Source organism: Streptomyces sp. WMMB 714, assembly GCF_900090125.1.
GTDB classification, from domain to species: Bacteria; Actinomycetota; Actinomycetes; order Streptomycetales; family Streptomycetaceae; genus Streptomyces; species Streptomyces daqingensis.
Genome location: NZ_FMHJ01000016.1, coordinates 36,436 through 58,017, shown reverse-complemented (window position 1 = coordinate 58,017; position 21,582 = coordinate 36,436). Strand labels below are relative to the sequence as shown.

General features: G+C 72.4%; 19 protein-coding genes and 1 tRNA gene. 8 read left to right on the top strand and 12 right to left on the bottom strand.

Going from position 1 to position 21,582, the window contains the following annotated elements:
• Nucleotides 1-11: 11 nt before the first annotated feature.
• The 3 genes from H181DRAFT_RS25000 to H181DRAFT_RS30075 form a co-directional block, all read right to left on the bottom strand.
• Complete coding sequence (locus tag H181DRAFT_RS25000; RefSeq protein ID WP_045866696.1) at nt 12-1,103, bottom strand: glycoside hydrolase family 6 protein; 1,092 nt, start codon at nt 1,101-1,103, stop codon at nt 12-14.
• A gap of 268 nt (nt 1,104-1,371) precedes the next feature.
• Nucleotides 1,372-2,151: an HAD-IIA family hydrolase gene (locus H181DRAFT_RS24995; RefSeq protein ID WP_045866695.1), complete on the bottom strand. Its 780-nt coding sequence runs from the start codon at nt 2,149-2,151 to the stop codon at nt 1,372-1,374.
• 78 nt (nt 2,152-2,229) lie between these two features.
• Nucleotides 2,230-3,900 carry an ROK family transcriptional regulator gene (locus H181DRAFT_RS30075; RefSeq protein ID WP_254666963.1) on the bottom strand — a complete coding sequence of 557 codons (1,671 nt, stop codon included), beginning with the start codon at nt 3,898-3,900 and terminating at the stop codon, nt 2,230-2,232.
• 55 nt (nt 3,901-3,955) lie between these two features.
• Between H181DRAFT_RS30075 and H181DRAFT_RS24980 the strand changes: the two genes are divergently transcribed.
• Nucleotides 3,956-5,047: a Gfo/Idh/MocA family protein gene (locus H181DRAFT_RS24980; RefSeq protein WP_045866693.1), complete on the top strand. Its 1,092-nt coding sequence runs from the start codon at nt 3,956-3,958 to the stop codon at nt 5,045-5,047.
• 151 nt (nt 5,048-5,198) lie between these two features.
• On the opposite strand, the gene H181DRAFT_RS24975 is transcribed toward H181DRAFT_RS24980, so the two are convergent.
• The 3 genes from H181DRAFT_RS24975 to H181DRAFT_RS24965 form a co-directional block, all read right to left on the bottom strand.
• The gene (locus H181DRAFT_RS24975; RefSeq protein WP_045866692.1) at nt 5,199-6,059 is read right to left on the bottom strand and encodes a fumarylacetoacetate hydrolase family protein; all 861 of its coding nucleotides are present in this window, start codon (nt 6,057-6,059) and stop codon (nt 5,199-5,201) included.
• Between the two features lie 121 nt (nt 6,060-6,180).
• Nucleotides 6,181-7,059, bottom strand: a complete 879-nt coding sequence (locus H181DRAFT_RS24970; RefSeq protein ID WP_078895955.1) for a YidC/Oxa1 family membrane protein insertase — start codon at nt 7,057-7,059, stop codon at nt 6,181-6,183.
• A 308-nt stretch (nt 7,060-7,367) separates the two neighbouring features.
• Complete coding sequence (locus H181DRAFT_RS24965) at nt 7,368-7,652, bottom strand: DUF6412 domain-containing protein (RefSeq protein WP_045866691.1); 285 nt, start codon at nt 7,650-7,652, stop codon at nt 7,368-7,370.
• Between the two features lie 286 nt (nt 7,653-7,938).
• On the opposite strand from H181DRAFT_RS24965, the gene rdgB reads away from it, so the two are divergent.
• On the top strand, nt 7,939-8,565 hold the full coding sequence (gene rdgB / locus H181DRAFT_RS24960; protein ID WP_045866690.1) for an RdgB/HAM1 family non-canonical purine NTP pyrophosphatase: 627 nt from the start codon (nt 7,939-7,941) through the stop codon (nt 8,563-8,565).
• A gap of 94 nt (nt 8,566-8,659) precedes the next feature.
• On the opposite strand, the gene H181DRAFT_RS24955 is transcribed toward rdgB, so the two are convergent.
• The 3 genes from H181DRAFT_RS24955 to bcp form a co-directional block, all read right to left on the bottom strand.
• Nucleotides 8,660-8,741: transfer RNA gene (locus H181DRAFT_RS24955), tRNA-Leu, on the bottom strand.
• 13 nt (nt 8,742-8,754) lie between these two features.
• Nucleotides 8,755-9,771 (bottom strand): HNH endonuclease signature motif containing protein, encoded by a 1,017-nt coding sequence (locus tag H181DRAFT_RS24950; RefSeq protein ID WP_045866689.1) that lies wholly within the window; start codon nt 9,769-9,771, stop codon nt 8,755-8,757.
• Between the two features lie 208 nt (nt 9,772-9,979).
• Nucleotides 9,980-10,447, bottom strand: a complete 468-nt coding sequence (gene bcp / locus H181DRAFT_RS24945) for a thioredoxin-dependent thiol peroxidase (RefSeq protein ID WP_045866688.1) — start codon at nt 10,445-10,447, stop codon at nt 9,980-9,982.
• A 254-nt stretch (nt 10,448-10,701) separates the two neighbouring features.
• On the opposite strand from bcp, the gene H181DRAFT_RS24940 reads away from it, so the two are divergent.
• Both H181DRAFT_RS24940 and H181DRAFT_RS24935 read left to right on the top strand, forming a co-directional pair.
• Entirely contained in the window at nt 10,702-11,025 is a 324-nt protein-coding gene (locus H181DRAFT_RS24940; RefSeq protein ID WP_045866687.1) for a DUF3618 domain-containing protein, read from the top strand.
• A gap of 88 nt (nt 11,026-11,113) precedes the next feature.
• A complete protein-coding gene (locus H181DRAFT_RS24935; protein ID WP_045866686.1) occupies nt 11,114-11,446 on the top strand; it encodes a GroES family chaperonin in 333 nt (110 codons plus the stop codon).
• A 169-nt stretch (nt 11,447-11,615) separates the two neighbouring features.
• On the opposite strand, the gene H181DRAFT_RS24930 is transcribed toward H181DRAFT_RS24935, so the two are convergent.
• Nucleotides 11,616-13,895, bottom strand: a complete 2,280-nt coding sequence (locus H181DRAFT_RS24930) for a transglycosylase domain-containing protein (protein WP_254666967.1) — start codon at nt 13,893-13,895, stop codon at nt 11,616-11,618.
• Nucleotides 13,896-15,207: 1,312 nt separating this feature from the next.
• Here H181DRAFT_RS24930 and H181DRAFT_RS24925 point away from each other — a divergent pair.
• The 3 genes from H181DRAFT_RS24925 to H181DRAFT_RS24915 all read left to right on the top strand — a co-directional run bounded on the left by H181DRAFT_RS24925 (nt 15,208) and on the right by H181DRAFT_RS24915 (nt 17,939).
• Nucleotides 15,208-16,017, top strand: coding sequence for an ABC transporter permease (locus H181DRAFT_RS24925; RefSeq protein WP_045866684.1), 810 nt, complete (start codon nt 15,208-15,210; stop codon nt 16,015-16,017).
• Nucleotides 16,018-16,168: 151 nt separating this feature from the next.
• Nucleotides 16,169-16,933, top strand: coding sequence for an ABC transporter permease (locus H181DRAFT_RS24920; protein ID WP_078895967.1), 765 nt, complete (start codon nt 16,169-16,171; stop codon nt 16,931-16,933).
• Nucleotides 16,934-16,973: 40 nt separating this feature from the next.
• Nucleotides 16,974-17,939 carry an ABC transporter ATP-binding protein gene (locus H181DRAFT_RS24915; protein ID WP_045866683.1) on the top strand — a complete coding sequence of 322 codons (966 nt, stop codon included), beginning with the start codon at nt 16,974-16,976 and terminating at the stop codon, nt 17,937-17,939.
• Nucleotides 17,940-18,050: 111 nt separating this feature from the next.
• Here H181DRAFT_RS24915 and H181DRAFT_RS24910 read toward each other — a convergent pair whose 3' ends face one another.
• A complete protein-coding gene (locus tag H181DRAFT_RS24910; RefSeq protein WP_045866682.1) occupies nt 18,051-19,349 on the bottom strand; it encodes an SGNH/GDSL hydrolase family protein in 1,299 nt (432 codons plus the stop codon).
• A 228-nt stretch (nt 19,350-19,577) separates the two neighbouring features.
• On the opposite strand from H181DRAFT_RS24910, the gene H181DRAFT_RS24905 reads away from it, so the two are divergent.
• Nucleotides 19,578-21,101 (top strand): DUF445 domain-containing protein, encoded by a 1,524-nt coding sequence (locus tag H181DRAFT_RS24905; protein WP_254666962.1) that lies wholly within the window; start codon nt 19,578-19,580, stop codon nt 21,099-21,101.
• Nucleotides 21,102-21,153: 52 nt separating this feature from the next.
• Here H181DRAFT_RS24905 and H181DRAFT_RS24900 read toward each other — a convergent pair whose 3' ends face one another.
• Nucleotides 21,154-21,534 carry a hypothetical protein gene (locus H181DRAFT_RS24900; RefSeq protein ID WP_045866680.1) on the bottom strand — a complete coding sequence of 127 codons (381 nt, stop codon included), beginning with the start codon at nt 21,532-21,534 and terminating at the stop codon, nt 21,154-21,156.
• Nucleotides 21,535-21,582: the final 48 nt, after the last annotated feature.

The following is a 21,582-nucleotide window of genomic DNA, read 5'->3' as shown; positions in this document are numbered from 1 at the left end:
GACCGCGCAGGTCAGCGCTTGTTGCGCACCAGACCGAGTGCGTACTCCGGCCACCACTGGCCCGCCTTGGGGCCGCCCTTGCACTCGCCGTCCGACTCGCCGGGCCGCTTGATCCACAGGTAGCCGTCGATCAGCTTGTCACCGGTCTCCGCCGTCGGCGCCTCCCCCAGCGCACGGCCCGGCGGGTTGCACCACGCCTCCTCGTCGGCGCCGGCGCCCGCGACCGGCCCGTTGCCGTTGCGGCTGGTGTCGATGACGAACGGCTTGTTGCCGACCATCGGCGAGAACTTCCTGCCGTAGGCCGCGTTCGACTCCGTCGTCTGGTAGTTGGAGACGTTGAGCGAGAAGCCGTCGGCCTTGTCGATGCCGGCACGTTTCATCGGCTCGACGAGTCCGCCCGGATCCCTCACCCAGTCGGGGTTGCCGGCGTCCAGGTAGACCTTGGTACGCGGCAGGCTCTTCAGCTTGCCCACCGCCTCGTTGAGGAGCCGGAAGCGCTCCGGCTGGAACTGCTCGGGAGTGCACCCCTCCATCAACACGTGCGGAATCGCGTCCGGTTCGACGATCACCGTGGCCGCACGCTTCCCGATGCCCTTGACCACCTGGTCCAGCCAGGCGCGGTAGGCGCCCGCGTCCGGCGCACCGCCCTTGGAGTACTGGCCGCAGTCGCGGTGCGGCAGGTTGTACAGCACCAGCAGCGCCTCACGGTCCGCCTTCGCGGCGGCCCCCACCACCTTGCGCGTCTGACCGCCCGGATCCTCCGTGCCGATCCACTCGGCGACGGGCTGCTCGGCGATCTTCCGCATCTGCTCGGCCTGCCGGGCCTTGCCGTCCTCGCGGTAGGCGTCGGCCTGCCGCGCCGCGTTGCTCCGAGGGTCCACCCAGTAGGGCGTAACCGACTTCGGCCGCTGGCCCTGACCGCCGCCGCCCGCCGAGTCGCCGCCCTTCCCGGAACCCGGGTCGGAGGAGCAGCCGGACAGCAGCGCCGCCGCGAGGACGCACGCCCCGCCGGCAGCGAGCCGGGAACGGGCGGCGGTGCGCCGTGCGCCGCCTCCGGCCGTACGGGCTCCGGGCCGCGGACGTTCACTGTCGCTGCCGTACATCCCACTCCCCCTAGGGTCTGTCGTCCGGATCTCCGCGGACGGGCCGCGGCGTCGGATGCGGTGCATCACAGGGCGGAGGACATCCTCGTACTGGGCGTACTCGGACGGCTCCGGCAACGCAGCTTCGGTCCTCGGCTGCCGTCGCGGGCCCGCGGAGATTCACGACCGGATCGCCCATCGTGTCACAGCGCCCCCAGGGCTCGCGGGCCTCCCGGCCCGACGTTACCCGGCTGTTCCGGGCCCCGTCCGCCGGAAGCGGAACGGCCGTTCAGATCCGGTCGACGAGATCCGCGATCGAGTCCACGACCTTCGACGCCCGGTAGGGGAAGCGGTCGATCTCGTGCGGCCGGGTGAGGCCCGTCAGCACGAGGAACGTCTCAAGTCCCGCTTCCATGCCCGCCCTTACATCGGTGTCCATCCGGTCGCCGATCATCGCGGAGGTCTCGGAGTGCGCCCCGATGGCGTTCAGACCGGCGCGCATCATCAGCGGGTTGGGCTTCCCGACGAAGTACGGCTCCTGGCCGGTGGCCTTGGTGATGAGGGCGGCGACCGACCCGGTGGCGGGCAGCGCGCCCTCCGCCGAAGGGCCCGTCTCGTCGGGGTTGGTGGCGATGAAGCGGGCGCCCTCGTTGATCAGCCGGATCGCCTTCGTCAGCGACTCGAAGCTGTACGTGCGGGTCTCGCCCAGCACCACGTAGTCGGGCTCCGCGTCCGAGAGGACGTAGCCGATGTCGTGCAGTGCCGTCGTCAGCCCCGCCTCGCCGATGGCGTAGGCCGTGCCGCCGGGACGCTGGTCGTCGAGGAACTGCGCGGTCGCCAGAGCCGACGTCCAGATGTTCTCCGTCGGCACGTCCAGGCCGATCCGGCCCAGCCGGGCGTGCAGATCGCGCGGCGTGTAGATCGAGTTGTTCGTCAGGACGAGGAAGGGCCGCCCGGACTCCTTCAGCCGCTTCAGGAACGCCTCGGCGCCGGGCACCGGGACGCCTTCGTGCATCAGCACGCCGTCCATGTCGGTCAGCCATGACTCGATCGGCTTGCGCTCTGCCACCTGCTGCTCCTGACGGAGTCGGGTTCTGCCTGTCGTGGTGCCGGGCCGGGCACGCGGTACGACCGGGCGCGGCCACGTTCAGCCTACGGCTTCCCCGGGGCCCGGGTACGGCCGGGACAGCGCGGGAGCCCGGCCGAAGAGGGGAGCCAGGACCAGCTGCGCGGCACCGTCCGCGACCGTGCGCGCCCCCTCCGGGACGAGCTCCACCGGTACGTCGCCCGCACGGCCCGGCCCCGGCCCGGCACCCGCCCCCGGGCGGCCGCCCGGGGCACGGGCTCCGCCGCCCCGCACGCCGCGCAGCTCCGCCGCCACACCGTCGAGGTACGCCTGGGGCTCGGCCAGGACCGTACGCCCGCCCAGCAGCAACCGGTCCAGGTCGAGCAGCTCGACAAGGTTGGCGGCGGCCACCCCGAGAATGCGCGCCGCCTCGGCCGTGTCGCCCCGCCGTACCGCCTCCAGGCAGAGGGCCTCCGCGCATCCGCGCCTGCCGCACCGGCACGGAGGCCCGTCGAGGCGCAGCACCTGGTGGCCGAACTCGCCGGCGCCGGTGCGCCTGCCCCGGTGCAGCCTGCCGTCCAGGACGAGTCCGGCGCCGAGCCCCGTGCCGAGGTGGAGGTAGGCGAGGGTCTCCTTGCCGCGCAGCGCCAGTCCCAGGGCGGCCGCGTTGGTGTCCTTGTCGACGACGACCGGCATGCCCAGCCGCCGCGCGAGCTCGTCGCGGAGCGGATAGCCGGCCCATTCCGGGAAGCCGGTGACGTGCCGCAGCACGCCGCGGGAATGGTCCAGCGGGCCGGGAGCGGCCACCCCCACGCCGAGGACGCTTCCCCAGCGCCCGCCGGCACCCGTGGCAGCGGCGCCGTCGTCATCGGGGGCTTCGGCCTCGGCTTCGGCAGCATCAAGGGTGCCGGGGGCAGTGCGGGAAGGGGTGCCGGAGACGACATCGGAGACGGTGCCGGAGGCGGGCTGGTCGGCTTCCGCGTCCGCGTCCGCGTCGGCCACCGCGGCCTCGCCGGCCGTCTCTCCCGGGGGCCGCTCGGCCACCGCTCCGGTACCGGCACCGGCCGCCGGCCCCTGCTCCCGCCGGCCCTCCGCACGCGCCTCCCGCCCCGTATCGGTCCACAGCTCCCCCTCCTCCGAAACGGCCCGCAGCCGCTCGCGGCCGGACTCCTCCCCGTCCGGCGTCCGGGCGTCGCGTCCCGGCGGGCGCGGAGCGGCCCACACCTCGCCCGCCGACGCCTGCTGCCACAGCTCACCGCCCGCGACCTCCTCCGCGCTCGCGGCGGGGCGCTCGGCGGCGCCCGCCCCGAGCGCCGGCAGACCCGCGCCGATGAGGCCGTACACGGCGGACTCGACAGCGTCGAGCACCGTCTCCGCTCCCGCACCCAGGTCGAGGGGAGCCGTGCGTCCCGCGACGACGCTGCCCGACAGGTCGACGAGCACGGCCAGCAGATGGTCCCGGTCCAGATGTATGCCCACCGCGTGCCGCGCACCGGGGGCGAGCCTGAGAACCGTGCTCGGCTTGCCACCGGTCGAGGCACGCCTGCCCGCCTCGGTGACCAGCCCGTGCGACCGCAGACGCGCAGTGATCTTGCTGACGGCCTGCGGCGTCAGCCCCGAGCGCACGGCCAGTTCGCTGCGGCTTGCACCCTCCTGCCCCGCGATGCGCAGCAGACCCAGGACGCGGGCGGCGCTCGTCCCGTACGGCACGACGAGTTCGCTTCCGCCGTTCATGGCGGGTTCACTGGTCATGAGGTCATTGTGCGCGCGGCTTGCACTTACGCAACCGCGTTGCGAAAGTGTCCGCATGGACCGTACGGAAGAAGCCGCTCCCCCTCCCCTCCGCGTCGGGCTCATCGGCTACGGCCTCGCGGGCTCCGTGTTCCACGCACCCCTCATCGCCTCCACCGAGGGACTCGCGCTGGACACCGTCGTCACCGCGAACCCCGAACGGCGCGCGCAGGTGCACGCCGAGCACGGCTCCTCCATGCGTACGCTCGCCACGACCCGTGAACTCTTCGCCCGCGCCGGTGCTCTCGACCTCGTCGTCGTCGCCTCCCCCAACCGCACGCACTACACGCTGGCGCGGCAGGCACTGGAAGCCGGCCTCCCCGTCGTCGTCGACAAGCCCCTTGCCGGGACCGTCGCGGAGGCGCAGCAGCTGGCCTCCCTCGCCGCCGAACGCGGCCTGATGCTCTCCGCGTTCCACAACCGCCGCTGGGACAACGACTTCCGCACGGTCCGCGCGCTCCTCGCCGACGGGGCGCTGGGCGGCGAGGTCCGGCGCTTCGAGTCCCGCTACGAACGCTGGCGGCCCGAACTCAAGGGCGGCTGGCGGGAGTCCGGCGACCCCGCCGAAGCAGGCGGTCTCCTCTACGACTTGGGCAGCCACCTCGTCGACCAGGCACTGACGCTCTTCGGACCGGCCACCTCGGTCTACGCCGAGTCCGACGTCCGGCGCACCGGCGCCGAAGCGGACGACGACACGTTCATCGCACTCACCCACGCCGACGGCGTCCGCTCCCACCTGTGGGTGAGCGCCGTCGCCGCCCAACTCGGGCCGCGCTTCCGCGTACTGGGCAGCGAGGCCGCATACGTGAAGAACGGACTCGACCCGCAGGAAGCCGCCCTGCGGGAAGGCGCCCGGCCCGTGCCCGGCCAACGCTGGGGCGTGGAACCGGAGGCCGCCTGGGGAACGCTGGGGGATCTCGAGGCGCGGCGGCCCGTCCCCACGCTCGACGGCGACTACCCCGCGTACTACGCCGGAATCGTCACCGCCCTGCGCGAGGGCACACCGCCGCCGGTCACGGCGCACGAGGCCGTCGCGACGATCCGGGTACTGGAAGCCGCACGGACCTCGGCACTCGAGGCGCGCGTCGTCACGGCCGACCTCGCCTGAGCGCAGGGCGGTCCGGGCACGGGACGCACACCGCACACCGCACAGGGCAGTGCGCAGCGCGACGGGAGAGCCCGGGCCGCCGCCGGGCGGGACGGACCTGGGACGTGACGGACTCTGGACACGGCCTCGGGGCGGGACGGACCTCCGGGCCTCAGGCGTCCCGCAACTCCTGGCGCTGACGCCCCAGTCCGTCGATCTCCAGCTCCACCACGTCCCCCGCCCGCAGATACGGCTTCGGTTCCGGCGCACCCATGGCCACACCCGCGGGCGTACCCGTGTTGATGACGTCACCGGGCCGCAGCGTCATGAACTGGCTGAGATAACGCACCACTTCGGCGATCGGGAAGATCTGCTCGGCCGTGGTGCCGTCCTGCTTCAGCTCGCCGTTCACCCACAGCCTCAGCCCCAGCGCCTGAGGATCGGCGACCTCGTCCGCCGTCACCAGCCAGGGCCCCAGCGGATTGAACGTCTCGCAGTTCTTGCCCTTGTCCCACTGCCCGCCGCGCTCCAGCTGGAACGCGCGCTCCGAGACGTCGTTGGAGACCGCGTACCCCGCCACCGCCGCCGACGCCTCCTCGTCCGACGAGAGATAACGGGCCGTGCGGCCGATCACCACCGCCAGCTCCACCTCCCAGTCGGTCTTGCGGCTGCCCCGCGGCACCAGCACGTCGTCGTACGCACCGACCACGGTGTCCGGAGCCTTCATGAACAGGATCGGCTCCTCCGGAACCGCACCGCCCGTCTCCCGAGCGTGATCGTGGTAGTTCAGCCCGATGCACACGACCTTGCCGATCCCGGCCACCGGCGGGCCGACCCGCAGCCCCGACGGCTCCACCGCGGGCAGCTCACCGGCGGAGCCCGCCGCCTCGCGTACACGCCCGAACGCCGCGCCGTCGCCGAGCAACACGCCGTCGATGTCGCCGACGACAGCCGACAGGTCCCGGAGGACACCCGACTCGTCCAGCAGCGCCGGGCGCTCGGCACCCGCCGGTCCGACCCGCAGCAGCTTCACGATCTACTCCCGGAGTTGAGCACTTCCACGGCGCCGCACGGCAACCAGCCACGCGGCGCCGGTCTGTCGCAAAAGGAGCGGCCGATCCTCCAAGACGGAGTTCAGATCCACAACCCGGTGTTCACGTAGTGGACCGCCGCACGGCCGAAGCCCCCCGCGAGCGGCGTCCCCCGGTGCGCCCCGGCGACCGTTCCGAAGACCGTCCCGCCGGCCGCTCCGGCGTCCGGCCGCCCGCCGGACCGCCCGGCTGCCTCCCCGCCCCCAGCGCCGCACGCTCCACAGCCGTCCACGTCGTGCTTGTCACCACGTACAGCGCCGCGGCGAGCGGCACCACCGCCACCGTGATCAGCGTCCCGAAGGACAGCAGCGGAAGCAGCCGCCCCATGGCCGCCGCACCCGGCACCTCGGGCACCGCCTGCCCGGACCGGCCCGGAACCGCACGCCGTCCGGCCGTCGCGGAATCCGACCCCCCGCCGCTGCCGGCCGCCTCCGCCGCCAGCCTGCGCGTACGCACATACGTCCACGTCGACACCGCCGCGACCAGGACGAACAGCCCCACGTACACCAGACCCTGCGCACCGAGCAGACCGCCCGCGTCCAGAGCGTCCGGCCAGCGCCCGCCCAGCGGAGCACCCAGCAGGGTCTCCCCGAGCAACTCACCGTCCCGGGTGAAGAGGTAGTACATCGCGAAGAAGACAGGCAGCTGCAACAGCATCGGCAGGCAGCCCGCCACCGGCGAAGTCCCCTCCCTCGCCTGCAACTCCCCCACCGCGCGCCGCAGACGCTCCGGGTCGCCCCCGTGCTTGCCCCGCAGCTCCGCCAGCTGCGGGGCGAGCCGCGCCCGCACCCGCTCGCCCCGGACCGCCGCCCGCGCCAGCGGATGCAGCGCCAGACGCACGCACAGCGTGAACACCACGATGGCGGCAGCCGTCGCGGAAGCACCGAAGAACGGTGCGAGGCCTCCGGACAGTTGCGCCACGACAGAACTGAAGAAAGACATGCTGAGCCCTCCACGGGGTCTCGTCGTACCGGACCGGGTCACACACCGGCCCAGCAAGGGCCGGCGGAAGAGATCGGTGTGACGAGCCGCGCAGACACGCGGAAGGCTCAACGTGAGGCAGCAGCAGGTCAGTCGGCGCCGACGCCGACTGACGGGCCTACGGACCGGCAGGGCAGCCGGAACGGTCAGCCGACGGACAACCCACCGCCGGAGAGCGTCAGCGACAGCCTCCCGGCGCCACAAAGGCCCCGGGGGCCACTGCGCGAAGAAGCTGCCGGGCAGCCGGACACATTGAGGAGAAGAGCGCGTTACGCGGCCGTCGGAACCCGGCCGCCCGGCGCCCGGGGACGCGGACGCCCCGCAGCGTCCGGATCACGCTGCGGCAGGAACGCCGTACGCCGCTCCCGGTCCCGGATCGCCGTACGCACCCGGCCCGGTGGCACCCGCGGCGCGGAGAGGACCGCGGCGCCCACGAGAGTCCGGCACACCAGCATCACGGCCGCGGCCGTCGCGGCGGCGGTCAGCGCGGTGCTCAGGCCGGCCTCGGTGAACAGGTAACCCACGAGGGAGAGCAGCAGCGCGGAGAGATGCATGCGCCAAGCGCTCACAGTCCGGTAGACCACGCTCAGCCCCCTCTCATCCGCACGCCCCGCACACCGGCCGGTCCGGTCCGCAGGCCGACGCGAACTCGGCCTGCCCGTACGACAATAGCGCGTCGCCGCCGCAAACCACCGCCGCAAGCCACCGCCGCCCGGCCCGCCACGCCACGCACCCGCCGAGAGCCCGAAGCCGCCGAGTCGCCGAGCCGCCGACGCCGGGCGCACACCTGACCCCTCCCACCGCGGACCGGCCCCACCGCAGCCCTGGATAATCAAGCACATGAGCAGCAGCACCGACCCGCGCCCCCGCCGCCTCGTCCTCGCCACCCGGAACCCCCACAAGGTCACCGAACTCCAGGCGATCCTCACCGCCGAAGGACTCGACCTCGAACTCGTGGGAGCGGACGCCTACCCGGAGATCCCCGACGTCAAGGAGACCGGCGTGACCTTCGCCGAGAACGCTCTCCTCAAAGCCCGCACCCTCGCCCGGGTCACCGCGCTCCCCGCCGTCGCCGACGACTCCGGCCTCTGCGTCGACGTCCTCGGCGGCGCTCCCGGCATCTTCTCCGCCCGCTGGGCCGGACGGCACGGCGACGACAAAGCCAACCTCGACCTTCTCCTCGCCCAGATCTCCGACATCACGGACGAGCACCGGGGCGCGTACTTCGCCTGCGCCGCGGCCCTCGCCCTGCCCGACGGCACCGAACACGTCACCGAAGGCCGCCTCACCGGCACCCTGCGGCACACCCCCGCAGGAACGGGCGGCTTCGGCTACGACCCGATCCTGCAGCCCGACGCCGAGACCCGTACCTGCGCCGAACTCACCCCCGAGGAGAAGAACGCCATCAGCCACCGCGGCCGCGCCTTCCGCGCCCTGGCCCCGGTGGTTCGCGAACTGCTGGGGTGACGCCCGCGCAGCAGCGCGGACAGCCCCCGATGAGCGGGAGAGGCGGTGCCCGGCACGGAAAAACCCCACTCCGCGAAGGGAGTGGGGCCCGCTGTGCGCGAGGAGGGACTCGAACCCTCACGCCCTAGGGCATCGGTACCTAAAACCGACCCGTCTGCCAGTTCCGGCACTCGCGCTGCGCCGGACATCCTACTGCCGCGGAGCCTCTGCCGGCTGCGAGCCCCGGCGGCGGTTGCGCCCGCACCACGTCTCCGTGATCGCGTGGCAGTTGGGGCAGAGGTAGCGCAGGTTCTCCCGGCGGTTGTCGCGCCACTCGCCGTTGATGTGGTCGATCTGCAAGGTCAGACGGGCACCCGCCCACTCGCCGGGGTTGCCGCACTGAGCGCACGCGTAGACCACCCCGACCTCGTCGAGCGCACGGCGGAGCCGTTCGTGGTTGACGCGGGGCATGCCCTCCGGGCGGATGCGCAGCACGTCCCGCGCGATCCGGCGCGGCTGCGGCGGACGCGGCACCGTCCGGCGGCTGCGGGATTCGAAGTGGCCGGTGTCGAGGCCGAGTCGGGCGGTGCTCCGCCGTACCCGCCGGCGGTTCACCTCGTCGACGCGCATGCCCATGGCACGCAGCACGTCCGCGTAGTTGCGGCTCCGTGCGACGGCCCTGCGCAGCTCCTCCTCCGGGATCGCCACGCGGGAGTGGGAGAAGTGCGAGGTGTCGAGGCCGAGGGCCCGGACCGTCCGCCCCAGCGCCGCCCGGGAACGTCCGTCCTCGGGCACTCCGAGCCGGCGGGCCAGCTCGCGGAAGCTCCGCACGGCCCCGGCCGCCGACCGGATCTCTTCCTCGGAGAAGGGCACCTCGATGCGGCGTCTGCTGAGCGCCGGGATGTGGCCGGCGTCCACGCCGGACGCGGCGATCCGGCGCCGGATATGGGAGAGCGTTCCCGTGGAGGGCCTGGCCCCCAGCTTCCCGGCGACCTCCCGGAGCACCGTCGACGAGGCCACCGCTTCCGCGATCGCCTCGTCGGTGTACTTCCGCCACGGAGTGCGGCGCGCGAAGTGCCCGGTGTCCATGCCGTGCTGGGCAACGGCTCTCTGCAGGCTCCTCCGGCGCCCCCCGTTGTCCGGGAGGCCCAGGGCGCGCATCACGCCCGCCCAACTCGATGCCGCGGCCACCGCCTCGGCCAGCTGCTCCTTCGTGTACTTCCCCACCGACCGCCGCCCCCGCTGCCGTCCGTCCGCCCCTGGCGGCCGTGACGGGTGTCCGCACACCCCCACGCGTGCGGACACCCGTCGCGGCCTCGCACACATCAACGACGGGAGGCGCCCGCGGTTACGTCTATCGGGTCAATCACCGTTACCCGGCTCGCCCCCGTCACGGGCCGCTCCCCGGACGGCAGGCGGGCGGCACCGGGCCGAGTCAGATCTTCAGGTCCTTGATCAGCTTCGCCACGTGCCCGGTGGCCTTCACGTTGTAGAACGCCTGCAGGACCGCGCCGTCCTCGCCGACGACGACGGTGGAGCGGATGACGCCCGTGACCGTCTTGCCGTAGAGCTTCTTCTCGCCGAAGGCTCCGTACGCCTCCATCGTCTCCTTCGACGGGTCTCCGACGAGCGTGACCTTCAGGTTCTCCGTGTCCCGGAACTTGGCGAGCTTCTCCGGCTTGTCGGGCGAGACGCCGACGACGTCGTAGCCGGCGGCGGCGAGGACGTCCAGGTTGTCGGTGAAGTCGCAGGCCTGCTTGGTGCAGCCGGGAGTCAGGGCGGCCGGGTAGAAGTAGACGATGACCTTGCGGCCCTTGCGGTCGGCGAGCGAGACCGGGTTGCCGTCGGCGTCCGGGAGGGAGAAGTCGGGGGCGGTGTCGCCGGGCTGCAGTCGCTCACTCATCTGTGCTCCTTGTGTCTGCTTGGTCCGCCCCGAGGGTAGCCGGAGGAGTCCGGTGCCGGGGGTGCCGCGGGGCACGGGGCAGCGTGAGCTGACAGACTGTCCACCTGGCCCCGTCCGTTCGGCCGGGCCGGTTCGGGGAACGCGGAAGGTCGTACGTGTCCGTCGGGCCCCCGGCGGCCGACTGACGCGGGCGCGGCCGGTGTTGGCCGGACCAGTGACCGATCGAGAGACGGACGAGCGACGGAGGCAACGCGGTGTCGAATGCCAGGACTCCCGCGGACATCGAGGCGGACATCCTCAACAGGCGGCGCGAACTCGCGGCGACGCTTGACGAGATCGCCGTCCGCGTGCACCCCAGGACGATCGCGGGGGACGCCAAGGCGAAGGCCGCGGCGGCGGTGGACAGGACGGCGGGGCGTGCCTACGTGGCCGTCAACATGGCTTTGGCGGACGTGCGGGCGACGTTCGTCGACGAGAAGGGTTCGCCGCGGCTGGAGCGCGTCGTGCCGGTCGCGATCGTCGCGGTGACGCTCGTCGGGGGGCTGTTCGCTCTCTCGGCTCGGCGTCGGCGCGGCTGAAGCGCTGATATACGGTCTACACGTGAGTTCCGAGACGCCTACCGGACATGCGGGCCCCGGCACGAAAGCCGATGCGGCCACGACGCGCATGCCGGAACACGACAAGCTCCCGATCCGCATGCTGCACGACCGTGTGCTGGTGCGTACGGACATCGAGGAGGGCGAGCGCCGGTCCTCGGGCGGGATCGTGATTCCCGCGACGGCGGCTGTGGGCCGCCGGCTGGCCTGGGCCGAGGTGGTCGCCGTCGGCCAGAACGTGCGGACTGTGGAGCCGGGCGACCGCGTGCTCTACGACCCCGAGGACATGGCGGAGGTCGAGGTCCGCGGTGTCGCCTACACGCTGATGCGTGAGCGCGACCTTCATGCGGTGGCGGCCGAGCGGTTGCAGGGGTCCCAGGACTCCACGGGGCTCTATCTGTAGTCGGCGCAAGGGAGTCGGGCCGGCCGCGTGGAGTGCGGCCGGCCCGTTCACGTGCCGTGCGGAGGAGCAAGGGAGTCGGGCCGGCCGCGTGGAGTGCGGCCGGCCCGTTCACGTGCCGTGCGGAGGAGCAAGGGCCGGGCGGCCGGCGCGGCCGGAACCGGCCCGAGGATCAGTCCACGGTCCGGGCGGGTTCCTCTTCCCAGGGTTCGGTGCGGGCCGCGGCCTGCCCGCCCACTGTGTTGCCGCCCTGCCAGCCGTTGCCGCCGCCCGGGTCTCCCTGGGTGTCGCCGCCGTCGACGCCGCCCTGGTTGCCCTGGGTGTTGCCGCCTTCGAGCCCGCCGGTCGGCGGGGTGCCGGGGCCTGTGGGCGGTTCGCTGGGCGGGGTGGTGGGTGGGCCCGGGTCGGTCGGCGGCACGCTGGGGCCGTCGGTGGGCGGTCCGGACGTGCCGGGGTCGTCCGGCGGCTGGGACGTGCCGGGGTCGCCCGGCGGGGCGCTGGGTACGTCGCCGCCGTCGGTCTTGAGGTCGAAGTCGCGGACGGGTTCGCCTTCGAGCGCGGCTTTGGTGTAGTCGCCCCAGATCTCGGCGGGGAAGCCGCCGCCGTTGACGCGGGGGACGCCGGCCGCCCCGTAGAGGGGTTTCTGCTCACCGGTCTCGGAGTCCTGGCCCATCACGCTGATGACGGTGGCCAGTTCGGGGGTGTATCCGGCGAACCACGCGGCCTTGTCCTCCTCGGCGGTGCCGGTCTTGCCTGCCGCGGGACGCCCCGCGGCCTGGGCGGCGACGCCGGTTCCGCCCTGGACGACCTTGCGCAGCACGGCGGTCGTGGAGTCCGCGGCCTTGCGCGGCACTTCCCGTACGGGGTCGTGGCTGGGGAGTTCGATGACCTCGCCGCCCCGGGTGGCCTTCTCCACGAGGCTGTAGTGGCCCCGCTTGCCGTGGTTGGCCAGCGTCGCGTACGCCTGCGCCATGTCGGTGGTGGAGGCGGTGGCGACGCCGAGGGCGATGGATCCGTCCTCGGGCATGTTGGGGGTCTTCTCGGGGAGGCCGAGGTCGATGGCCGTCCGTTTGACCGTCTTCGGGCCGACGTCCACGCCCATCTGCGCGAACACCGAGTTGACGGACTTGTTCATGGCTTCGGAGACGGGGATCTGTCCGTAGGACTTCTCGTCCTCGTTCTCCGGCTTGTAGCCGGTGCCGTTGCCGTCGCTGACGACTTCGCGCTTGTTGGTCCCGTCGTAGACGGTGCCGGCGTTGATGGCGCGGCCGTCCTGCGTCCTGGATCCGTTCTGGACGGCGGAGGTGAAGATGAACGGCTTGAAGGTGGAGCCGACCTGGTAGTCGCGGCGGGTGGCGTTGTTGACGAACTGCTCGGTGTAGTCGATGCCGCCGTACATGGCGACGATCTTCCCGGTCTTCGGATCGACCGAAGTGCCGCCCGCACGCACGTACTTGTCGACCTTGCGGTCCTTGTCGAGCTTCGACATCAGCCGCTTCTCGACCGCGTCGCCCATGGCCTTCTGCCGCTCGGGGTCGAGGGTGGTGGTGATGCGGAAGCCGCCCGCGGCGAGCCGCCGCTCGTCGATGATCTCGTTGCCGATGAGGTAGTTCTTGACGGCTTCGACGATGTAGCCGCGCTGGCCCGACATGCCTGTGGACGGGCGGGCGGGGCTGGGTTCGGGGAACTGCAGCTTCTCGCTCTCGCCCCGTGTCATCCGTCCCGTTTTGACCATGCCGTCGACGACGTAGTGCCAGCGGGCGACGGCCCTCTTGCGGTTCTCCGGGTGGGCCTGGGTGTCGTAGGCGTTGGGCGAGTTGACGAGGGCGGCGAGGTAGGCGCCCTCGGCGGGGGTGATGTCGGCGATGTCCTTGCCGTAGTACGCGTGTGCCGCGGCCTGGATTCCGTAGGCGTTTCGCCCGAAGTAGCTGGTGTTGAGGTAGCCCTCGAGGATGTCGCTCTTGCTGACCTCGTTGTCGAGTTTCAGGGCGATGAAGAACTCTTTCGCCTTACGGGTCAGGGTCTGGTCCTGATCGAGGTAGTAGTTCTTCACGTACTGCTGAGTGATGGTGGAACCCGACTGTTTTCCGCCACCGGTAAGCATGTTCCAGCCCGCGCGGATCATTGCTTTCGGGTCGACCGCGGATTCCTCGAAGAACTCCCTGTCCTCCGCGGCCAGTACGGCGTCCTGGGTGGCCTTGGGGACCTGGGCGAGATGAATGTTCTCCCGGTTGATCTCACCGTCGCGCGCGATCTGGCTGCCGTCGGAGTAGAGGAAGACGTTGGTCTGGGCTGCCGCCGCCTTGTTGGGCTCGGGGATGCTCACGAGCAGATATCCGGCCACGAGTACGCCGATGACGAGCGTGAGTACGAGCATCACCCCGCCCAGCAGCCACCGCCACGTGGGGATGAGCCTGCGGAGCCCCGTCCTGCGTTTGCGGCCACTGGCCACGGCACCGCCGGACGCGGCGGCCTCGGGGGCGACGCGGGGCTGATGCCCGGGAGCAGGCTCCCGGTCCGGCGGGGGTTCCTGGCGGGCGGCGGGTGCCCCGGCGGGCGCGGAGGGGCCCGGAGCGGGCGCGGCAGGGCCGGAGGCGGGCGCGGCAGGGCCCGAGGCGGGCGGCGGCCCGGCGACCGCCCAACTGGGGACGGGGACTTCGCGTTCGGGGCGGGGGCCGGGGACGGGAGCCGCGGTGGGGGCATCGGCGGCGGGCTCCGCCGTAGCGGCGGTGTCCTCGGGGGCGTCCGCGGTGGGGGCATCGGCGGCAGGGGCGGCCGCGGTGGGGGCGGCGTCCTCGGAGACGTCCGCGGCGGGGGCATCGGCGGCAGGGGCGTCGGTGACGGGGGCGTCCGCGGTGGAGGCGGCCGTGGCGGGCTCCGCCGGGACGGGGGTCTCCCCGGCGGACTCAGCCGGGGTGGAGTCGGCGTCGGTTTCCGGAGCGGGAGCCGCGTCGGCGGCCGTGTCCGGAGCGTCCGCCGCGTCCTGGGCGGTGTCCGCGGCATCGGCGGGAACCACGGCATCGACGGCGTCGGGAGCGGGCCCGGGCTCGGCCCCCTTCGCGGCTGCGTCGTCGCTCGCGGGGGCGTCGGCGGCAGCGTCGGAGCCCGCACCGGCACCGGCGTCCGCACCATCGGCCTCAGCGCCGTCGGCCGCGTCCGCACCGCCTTCCGCACCCGCACCCGCGTCCGCGGCTTCCGCACCACCGGCGTCCGCGTCGTCCGCGGCCCCGTCGACGGGAGTCGGCTCATCGGCAGCAGCGGTCCCGTCGGAGGAACCGGCAGCCGGGTCCTGATGCTGAGCGTCCGGCTCGGCGCCGTCCGCCGTCCCGCCCGTGGCGGGCGTCTCGCCGGATGCGTCAGCGCCGCTGCCGGGGCCGGAGGCGGTTCCGGTTCCGGTTCCGGTTCCGGAATCCTCGGCGGAACGGTCTGCCGGGCCCTCTGCCGGGCCGGCGGTGCCCGGCTCCGTTCCGGGCCTGCTCTCCCCGCCCTCGCTCTTCGGCTCGTCGCTCATGTTTTCCGGGACCCCTCGTCCAATGTCGGGCGATTCACCTCGTACGCCCCATAGAACACTGCTACCTCGATCGCGCCGTTCACCGGGGGCCGTCGTACAGCGGAGCGCTCGGCTCCGTCACTGTACGTGCCGCCCGCGGCGGACCGTGCACGCGAATAATCCTTGGCTGCCCGCTGTGCCGGTGGGCTAGGCTCCCTCGTTTCGTAATCGTGAGGAAGTCACACAAGGGAAGACGGAGAAAGGCTTCGAAAGGATGCGCCTTCACGGCGTCTATTTCGCCGTGGCAGCCGGGAGTTTCCGGAGATATGCCACCTACCGGATCGCGACGGCGGCCGGTGTCTTCACGAACACCGTCTTCGGCTTCGTTCTCTCCTACACCTTTCTCGCGCTGTGGAGTGAGCGGCCTCACCTCGGCGGTTACGACCAGTCACAGGCCCTCACCTTCGTGTGGACGGGTCAGGCGCTTCTCGCCGCCGCGTCGCTGATCGGCGGCGGCTTCCAGGAGGAGCTCCAGGAGCGCATCCGCACCGGCGACGTGGCCGTCGACCTGTACCGGCCCGTCGACCTCCAGGCGTGGTGGCTGGCGGCGGATCTGGGGCGGGCGGCGTTCCAGCTCCTCGGCCGGGGCGCGGTGCCGCTCGCCGCGGGAGCGCTGGCCTTCGATCTGGCGCTGCCGGTATCGCCGTTGCGGTGGGCGGCGTTCCTCGGGTCGGTTCTGCTGGGGCTGCTCACGGGTTTCGGACTGCGCTACCTGCTGGCGCTGAGCACGTTCTGGCTGCTGGACGGTTCGGGGCTGAACATGCTCGGCACTCTGCTGAGTTCGTTCTTCTCCGGGATGCTGCTGCCGCTGACGATCTTCCCGGGCGAGTTCGGCGAGGTCGTCCGCGCGCTGCCGTGGGCCGCCACGCTCCAGGTCCCGGCGGACGTCCTCCTCGGCGAATACGAGGGTGCCGCGCTGCTCGGCGCGTACGGCTTCCAGGCGGTGTGGGCGCTCGTCCTGCTGGCGGCGGGACGTGCGCTGCAGTCGCTGGCCACGCGGAAGGTGGTGGTCCAGGGTGGCTGAGGTTCCGCTGGGCGGGGAGTCGCGGGCACCGTCCGCCCCGGTGGTGGACCCGCCGACGGCGGACCCGGCGGTGGACGTCCGGGAGTCGACGGCCGAGGGGTGGTGGGCCCGCCTGTGCTGGGGTGTCCGCGCGTACGGCTTCATCGCGGCGATGTGGATCCGCTCGACGATGGTCTACCGGGGCTCGTTCCTGATGATGGTGGCGGGCAGCGTCACCCTCACGGCGCTCGACTTCGCCGCCATCGTGATCATGTTCTCGCACGTGGGGGCGCTGGGCGGTTTCGCGCTGCCGGAGGTGGCGCTGCTGTACGGGACGTGCACCGCCTCGTTCGGCCTGGCGGATCTCCTCATGGGGTCCTTCGACAAGCTGGGGACCCGTGTGCGTGACGGGACGATGGACACGGTGCTGGTGCGGCCCGTCCCGGCTCTGGCGCAGGTCGCCGCCGACCGGTTCGCGCTGCGGCGGCTGGGCCGGGTCCTGCAGAGCGCGGCCGTGCTGGGCTGGGCGCTGGCGAACGCCGGCGTCGACTGGTCGGGCGGTTCGGTGCTGATGCTCGTGGTGACGCTGCTGAGCGGGGCCGCGATCTTCGCCTCGCTGTTCGTACTGGGCGGGGCGTTCCAATTCGTCGCGCAGGACGCGGCCGAGGTGCAGAACTCGTTCACGTACGGCGGTGTGACGCTGCTGGAGTACCCGCCGACGATCTTCGCGAAGGAACTCGTGCGGGGTGTGACGTTCGTGGTGCCGCTCGCGTTCGTCAACTGGCTTCCGGTGCTGCGGATCCTGGGGCGGGACGATCCGCTGGGCCTGCCGGGGTGGGTGGACTTCGTCGGGCCGGTGGTGGCCGCGGCCTGCTGTGCGCTGGCCGGTCTCGCGTGGCGTGCGGGGCTGCGGGCCTATCGGAGCACGGGCAGTTGAGCGGCGTTGCGGTGCACGCCGGCGAGTGGGGAGGGACGGGATGACGGACGACGGCTTCATCGTGCTGGAGGACGTGGAGAAGGTCTTCCGGGTGCGCCGCAGGACACGTGGCCGGCTGCGCCGCGAGCGGCACGAGGTGCGGGCGGTGGACGGCATCTCGTGTGCCGTGGCGCGGGGGGAGATGGTCGGGTACATCGGGCCGAACGGCGCCGGGAAGTCGACGACGATCAAGATGCTGACCGGCATCCTCACGCCCAGCGGGGGGCGTCTGCGGGTGGCGGGCATCGATCCCTCCCGTCAGCGTGCGCGGCTGGCCCGCCGGATCGGCGTCGTGTTCGGGCAGCGCACCACGCTGTGGTGGGACCTTCCGCTGCGGGACTCCTATGCGCTGATGCGCCGCATGTACCGCGTCCCCGAGGCACGCTTCCGGGCGAACCTCGACCGGTGCGTCGAGCTGCTCGATCTCGGCGGTCTCCTCGAAGTCCCCGTGCGTCAGCTGTCGTTGGGGCAGCGGATGCGCGGCGACATCACCGCCGCTCTTCTGCACGACCCGGAGGTGCTCTACCTCGACGAGCCGACGATCGGCCTCGACGTCGTGAGCAAGGCGACGGTGCGGCGTTTCCTGAGGGATCTCAACGCGTCGCAGGGCACGACCGTGCTGCTGACGACGCACGATCTGACCGACATCGAGCAGCTCTGCGAGCGCGTCATGGTCATCGACCACGGCCGCCTCATGTACGACGGCGCTCTCGGGGGCCTGCACGAGGTCGGCGAGAGCGAGCGGACCCTGGTGGTGGATCTGGAGAGGGAGTTGCCGCCGATCGAGGGCATCGAGGGGGCGCGGACGGTGCGGACGCGGGGTCCGCGCCAGTGGCTCGCCTTCCCCGCGTCGGCGAGCGCCGCCCCGATCGTCTCGCAGGTGGCCGACGCGTATCCGCTGGTCGATCTGTCCGTGCGGGAGCCGGACATCGAGGACGTCATCGCCCGTATGTACTCGGGTCGTTGAACCCGCCTCGGGCCGTTGATCGCGTTGATCGCCTCGGGTCGTTGGCTCGTCTCGGGCTGTTGAACCCGCCTCGGGCCGTCGAGCGCGGGGTGCGTCGGGTGCGGGGGTGCGTCAGGTGCGGGCGGGTCCGGAGCCCCTGAGCTCCTTCAGGTCGAGCGCCTCGGCCATCGCACGGTAGCCGTTGTCGCTGGGGTGCAGATGGTCGCCCGAGTCGTAGGCGGGGCGCAGCCGGCTGGGGTTGGCCGGGTCCCGCAGGGCGGCGTCGAAGTCGACGACGGCGTCGAAGACCTTGCCGGAGCGGATCTGCTCGTTGACCTGCTGCCGCGTGGCGTCCAGGTGCGGCCGGAAGCCGCGGTGTCCGCCGAAGGGTGTGAGGGTGCCGCCGACGACGCGCAGGCCGCGGGCGTGCGCCGCCTTCACCAACTGCCGCAGTCCGTCGACGATCTGGTCGGCGTTGTGCCGTCGCGGCGGCTTGATGATGTCGTTGAGGCCCATCTCTATGACGACTGCCTTCACGCCGGTTTGGGCGAGGACGTCGCGCTCGGCGCGTGTGAGGGCGCTGGGCCCGTTGTTGGGCGAGTAGCGGCTGCCGTCGACGAGGACGCGGTTCCCGCTGATGCCGCCGTTGAGGACGCTGTAGGAGGGCGCGTTGCGTTCGGTGCGCAGCCGTTCGGCGAGGAAGTCCGTCCAGCGGCGGTTGGCTCCGGGGCTGGAGGTGATGCCGTCGGTGATGGAGTCGCCGAGCACGGCGACGGCGCCACGTGCCTCGTTCGTCCACACGTCGACCGCGGTCAAGTAGCGCCAGTACGGGCTCTGCTGGGTGAACGCGGTGCCCGAGGTCTCGTCCGCGCGGTCGCCCTGTGCGACGTAGCTGGTCTGCCGCGCGTAGGGGTGGTAGGTCACGGGGCCGGAGGGGCTGGGCGAGTACGTCGTGACGAGGACGTCGGCGGCGTGGGGGACGTTGAGCCGCACGGGGTCGCTGGTGACTGTCCGGCCCGGGGCGATGGTGACGCTGCGGTCCTTGTCGAACGTCAGCCGCCGCATGGTGCCCGTGGCGGCGGTGGGGTTGCTGGGGGCCGCCGCGAGGGCGAGCGTCGCGTGAGTGACCGTCAGAGGCTTCGTGCCGTACAGGTTGGAGAGGGTGATGCGGGCACCGGTGCCGCCCACGGAGGTGTGGACGATGTTCCGTATCGACATCTTCGCGAACCCGGCCTGCGTTTCGGGCTCGGCCGCGACCGCGGGGGCGGACCATGTCCCCACCCATGAGCCCGAGGAGGCGGGTGCCGCGTCGTCGCGAGCGCCCTGGGAGGTGCCGTCGAGGCTGCCGTCGTCACTGCCGACACCGATGAAGACCGCTGTCGAGACAAGCACGACGATGGCCGCCAGTCCGGCCAGCAAGGCATAACCCATGTTTCTGGTCACGCTCGGTGTATCTCCTCGGGCAGGCGGAGCCCGAGGCTCCGAGTGGTCGCGGTGGCATGGTCCCACGATCGCGGCGGGGTCCTCCCACGGGGTCGGCCCAGGCCTGAGGGCGACTGCGTCGTCACCCGCACAGACAGACGCCGGAATGCCGGGCTTCGTTCCACCTGTCAGGCACCTTGGGACACTGTAGGGGGGACTGGCCGAACGGTGGAGTGGATGGATCGGGCAAAAGCGGGCGAGGTCTCTGCCGGGGACGACGGCGGAGTGAGAGCAATCACAGGCCGGGCGGACGCACTTCCGCCCGGCCCCAACGGGCGTACCCGGCAACCGACTTCGCCCGGCGGCGGCCCGGGCGGGGCTGCCCGCGGAGGCCCGCCGCCAGGTGGAGGGGGCGGCCGTGCGGGGGGCCCGCCTTCCGGGCCGGGGCCCGGCGGGCAGACCGGCGGGGGCGGCGGGCGCCGCACGAACCCCGGGGCGATGAACACCTTCACGGAGGCGGACGAGGAGCGCCGGCGGGGCGTGCGGCGCATGAAGACGATCGCCACGGGGGCCCTGCTGCTGATGGCGGCCGTCTTCGTGCTGGCCAAGTGGGCGCAGCACGAGGGTGCGGGCGCGTGGAGCGGTTATGTCGCGGCTGCCGCCGAGGCCGGGATGGTGGGTGCGCTGGCGGACTGGTTCGCGGTGACGGCTCTCTTCCGCCATCCGCTCGGGCTGCCCATTCCGCACACCGCGATCATCCCCACGAAGAAGGACCAACTCGGGCAGAGCCTGGGCGAGTTCGTGGGGGAGAACTTCCTCTCCTCCGGTGTCGTGCGGGAGCGGCTGCGTGCCGTGGGCATCGGCAGCAGGCTCGGTGCGTGGCTCGCCGACCCGGAGCACGCCGACCGTGTCACCGCCGAGTCGGCCACGGCGCTGCGCGGTGCTCTCGCCGTGCTGCGCGACTCGGACGTGCAGGCCGTCGTCGGTGAGGCCGTCACGCGGCGCGCGGACGCGCAGGAGATCGCACCGGGTCTGGGGTCGCTGCTGGAGCGGGTCGTCGTGGACGGAGGCCACCGCCGGCTGGTCGACCTGGTGTGCGCGCGGGCCGCGGAGTGGCTTGAGGAGCACAGCGATTCGGTCATGGAAGCGGTCACGGGTGGCGCGCCGGGCTGGACGCCCCGCTTCGTGGACCGGCGCGTGGGCGACCGCGTCTACCGGGAGTTGCTGCGTTTCGTCACCGAGACGCGGGACATGCCGGATCATCCGGCGCGTAGCGCCGTGGACCGGTTCCTGACGGACTTCGCCGCGGATCTGCGTTCGGACGAGGAGACGCGGGCCCGGGTCGAGCGTCTGAAGAGCGAGGTGCTGGCGCGGCGCGAGGTGCAGGACCTGATCGCTTCGGCATGGGCCGCGGTCCGCTCGATGATGGTCGCCGCCGCCGAGGACGAACGCAGCGAACTCCGCGTGAGGACGCGGGCGTCGCTGCTGTCGCTCGGCCACCGCATGGCGGCGGACGGACGCCTGCAGAGCAAGGTCGACGGGTGGATCGAGGACGCCGCGGTGTACGTCGTGACGACCTACCGGAACGAGATCACCTCGTTGATCACCGAGACCGTGGCGGGCTGGGACGCGGAGCACACCTCGAAGAAGATCGAGGCGCACATCGGCCGCGACCTGCAGTTCATCCGCCTCAACGGCACCGTGGTGGGCGCTCTCGCGGGTCTCGCGATCTACACGGTCGTGCGGCTGACCGGGAGTTGAGCCCGGGAGGCGGGGCGCGCGGCTGCCGTGGCCGCGCGCCCGCCCGGTACGGCTACTCGGGGCTGCAGACCTTGGTCAGTTCGTCGGCGGCCTTGCCCACGGGCCGGACGTCCGGGTCGCGGCCCGCCTCGACGGCCTTGCCCGCGTCCTCGACGGCCGTCCTCATGTGGTCCGCGGCCTTGCTGACGTCGGAGTCGCCCGTGCCCTCGTCGATCTTCTTGAGGCTCTTCTCTATGCGGTCGATCGACCTCTGGGCCTGTGTCGGATCCTCCGAGGCCTGGTCGGCGGCCTGCTGAAGGTCGTCGGCGGCTTCGGCGACGGTGACCGCGGTGTTGGCGCAACTGATCGCCTTGTCCACCGCGCTGCACCCGGTGAGCGCCAGGGACGACAACGCGACGACGCCGAGGACGGCCGGCACGAGGGAACGACGCACGGGAACCCCTTCTGTGTATGTGGACGGGCCGCACGGAATGACCCGCGC

Coding starts and splice junctions, on each gene's coding strand:
- H181DRAFT_RS25000 (WP_045866696.1), bottom strand. CDS start 1,103: ATGTACGGCAGCGACAGTGAACGTCCGCGGCCCGGAGCCCGTACGGCC.
- H181DRAFT_RS30075 (WP_254666963.1), bottom strand. CDS start 3,900: ATGACCAGTGAACCCGCCATGAACGGCGGAAGCGAACTCGTCGTGCCG.
- H181DRAFT_RS24980 (WP_045866693.1), top strand. CDS start 3,956: ATGGACCGTACGGAAGAAGCCGCTCCCCCTCCCCTCCGCGTCGGGCTC.
- H181DRAFT_RS24970 (WP_078895955.1), bottom strand. CDS start 7,059: ATGTCTTTCTTCAGTTCTGTCGTGGCGCAACTGTCCGGAGGCCTCGCA.
- H181DRAFT_RS24965 (WP_045866691.1), bottom strand. CDS start 7,652: ATGCATCTCTCCGCGCTGCTGCTCTCCCTCGTGGGTTACCTGTTCACC.
- rdgB (WP_045866690.1), top strand. CDS start 7,939: ATGAGCAGCAGCACCGACCCGCGCCCCCGCCGCCTCGTCCTCGCCACC.
- bcp (WP_045866688.1), bottom strand. CDS start 10,447: ATGAGTGAGCGACTGCAGCCCGGCGACACCGCCCCCGACTTCTCCCTC.
- H181DRAFT_RS24935 (WP_045866686.1), top strand. CDS start 11,114: ATGCCGGAACACGACAAGCTCCCGATCCGCATGCTGCACGACCGTGTG.
- H181DRAFT_RS24925 (WP_045866684.1), top strand. CDS start 15,208: ATGCGCCTTCACGGCGTCTATTTCGCCGTGGCAGCCGGGAGTTTCCGG.
- H181DRAFT_RS24920 (WP_078895967.1), top strand. CDS start 16,169: ATGTGGATCCGCTCGACGATGGTCTACCGGGGCTCGTTCCTGATGATG.
- H181DRAFT_RS24915 (WP_045866683.1), top strand. CDS start 16,974: ATGACGGACGACGGCTTCATCGTGCTGGAGGACGTGGAGAAGGTCTTC.
- H181DRAFT_RS24910 (WP_045866682.1), bottom strand. CDS start 19,349: ATGGGTTATGCCTTGCTGGCCGGACTGGCGGCCATCGTCGTGCTTGTC.
- H181DRAFT_RS24905 (WP_254666962.1), top strand. CDS start 19,578: ATGGATCGGGCAAAAGCGGGCGAGGTCTCTGCCGGGGACGACGGCGGA.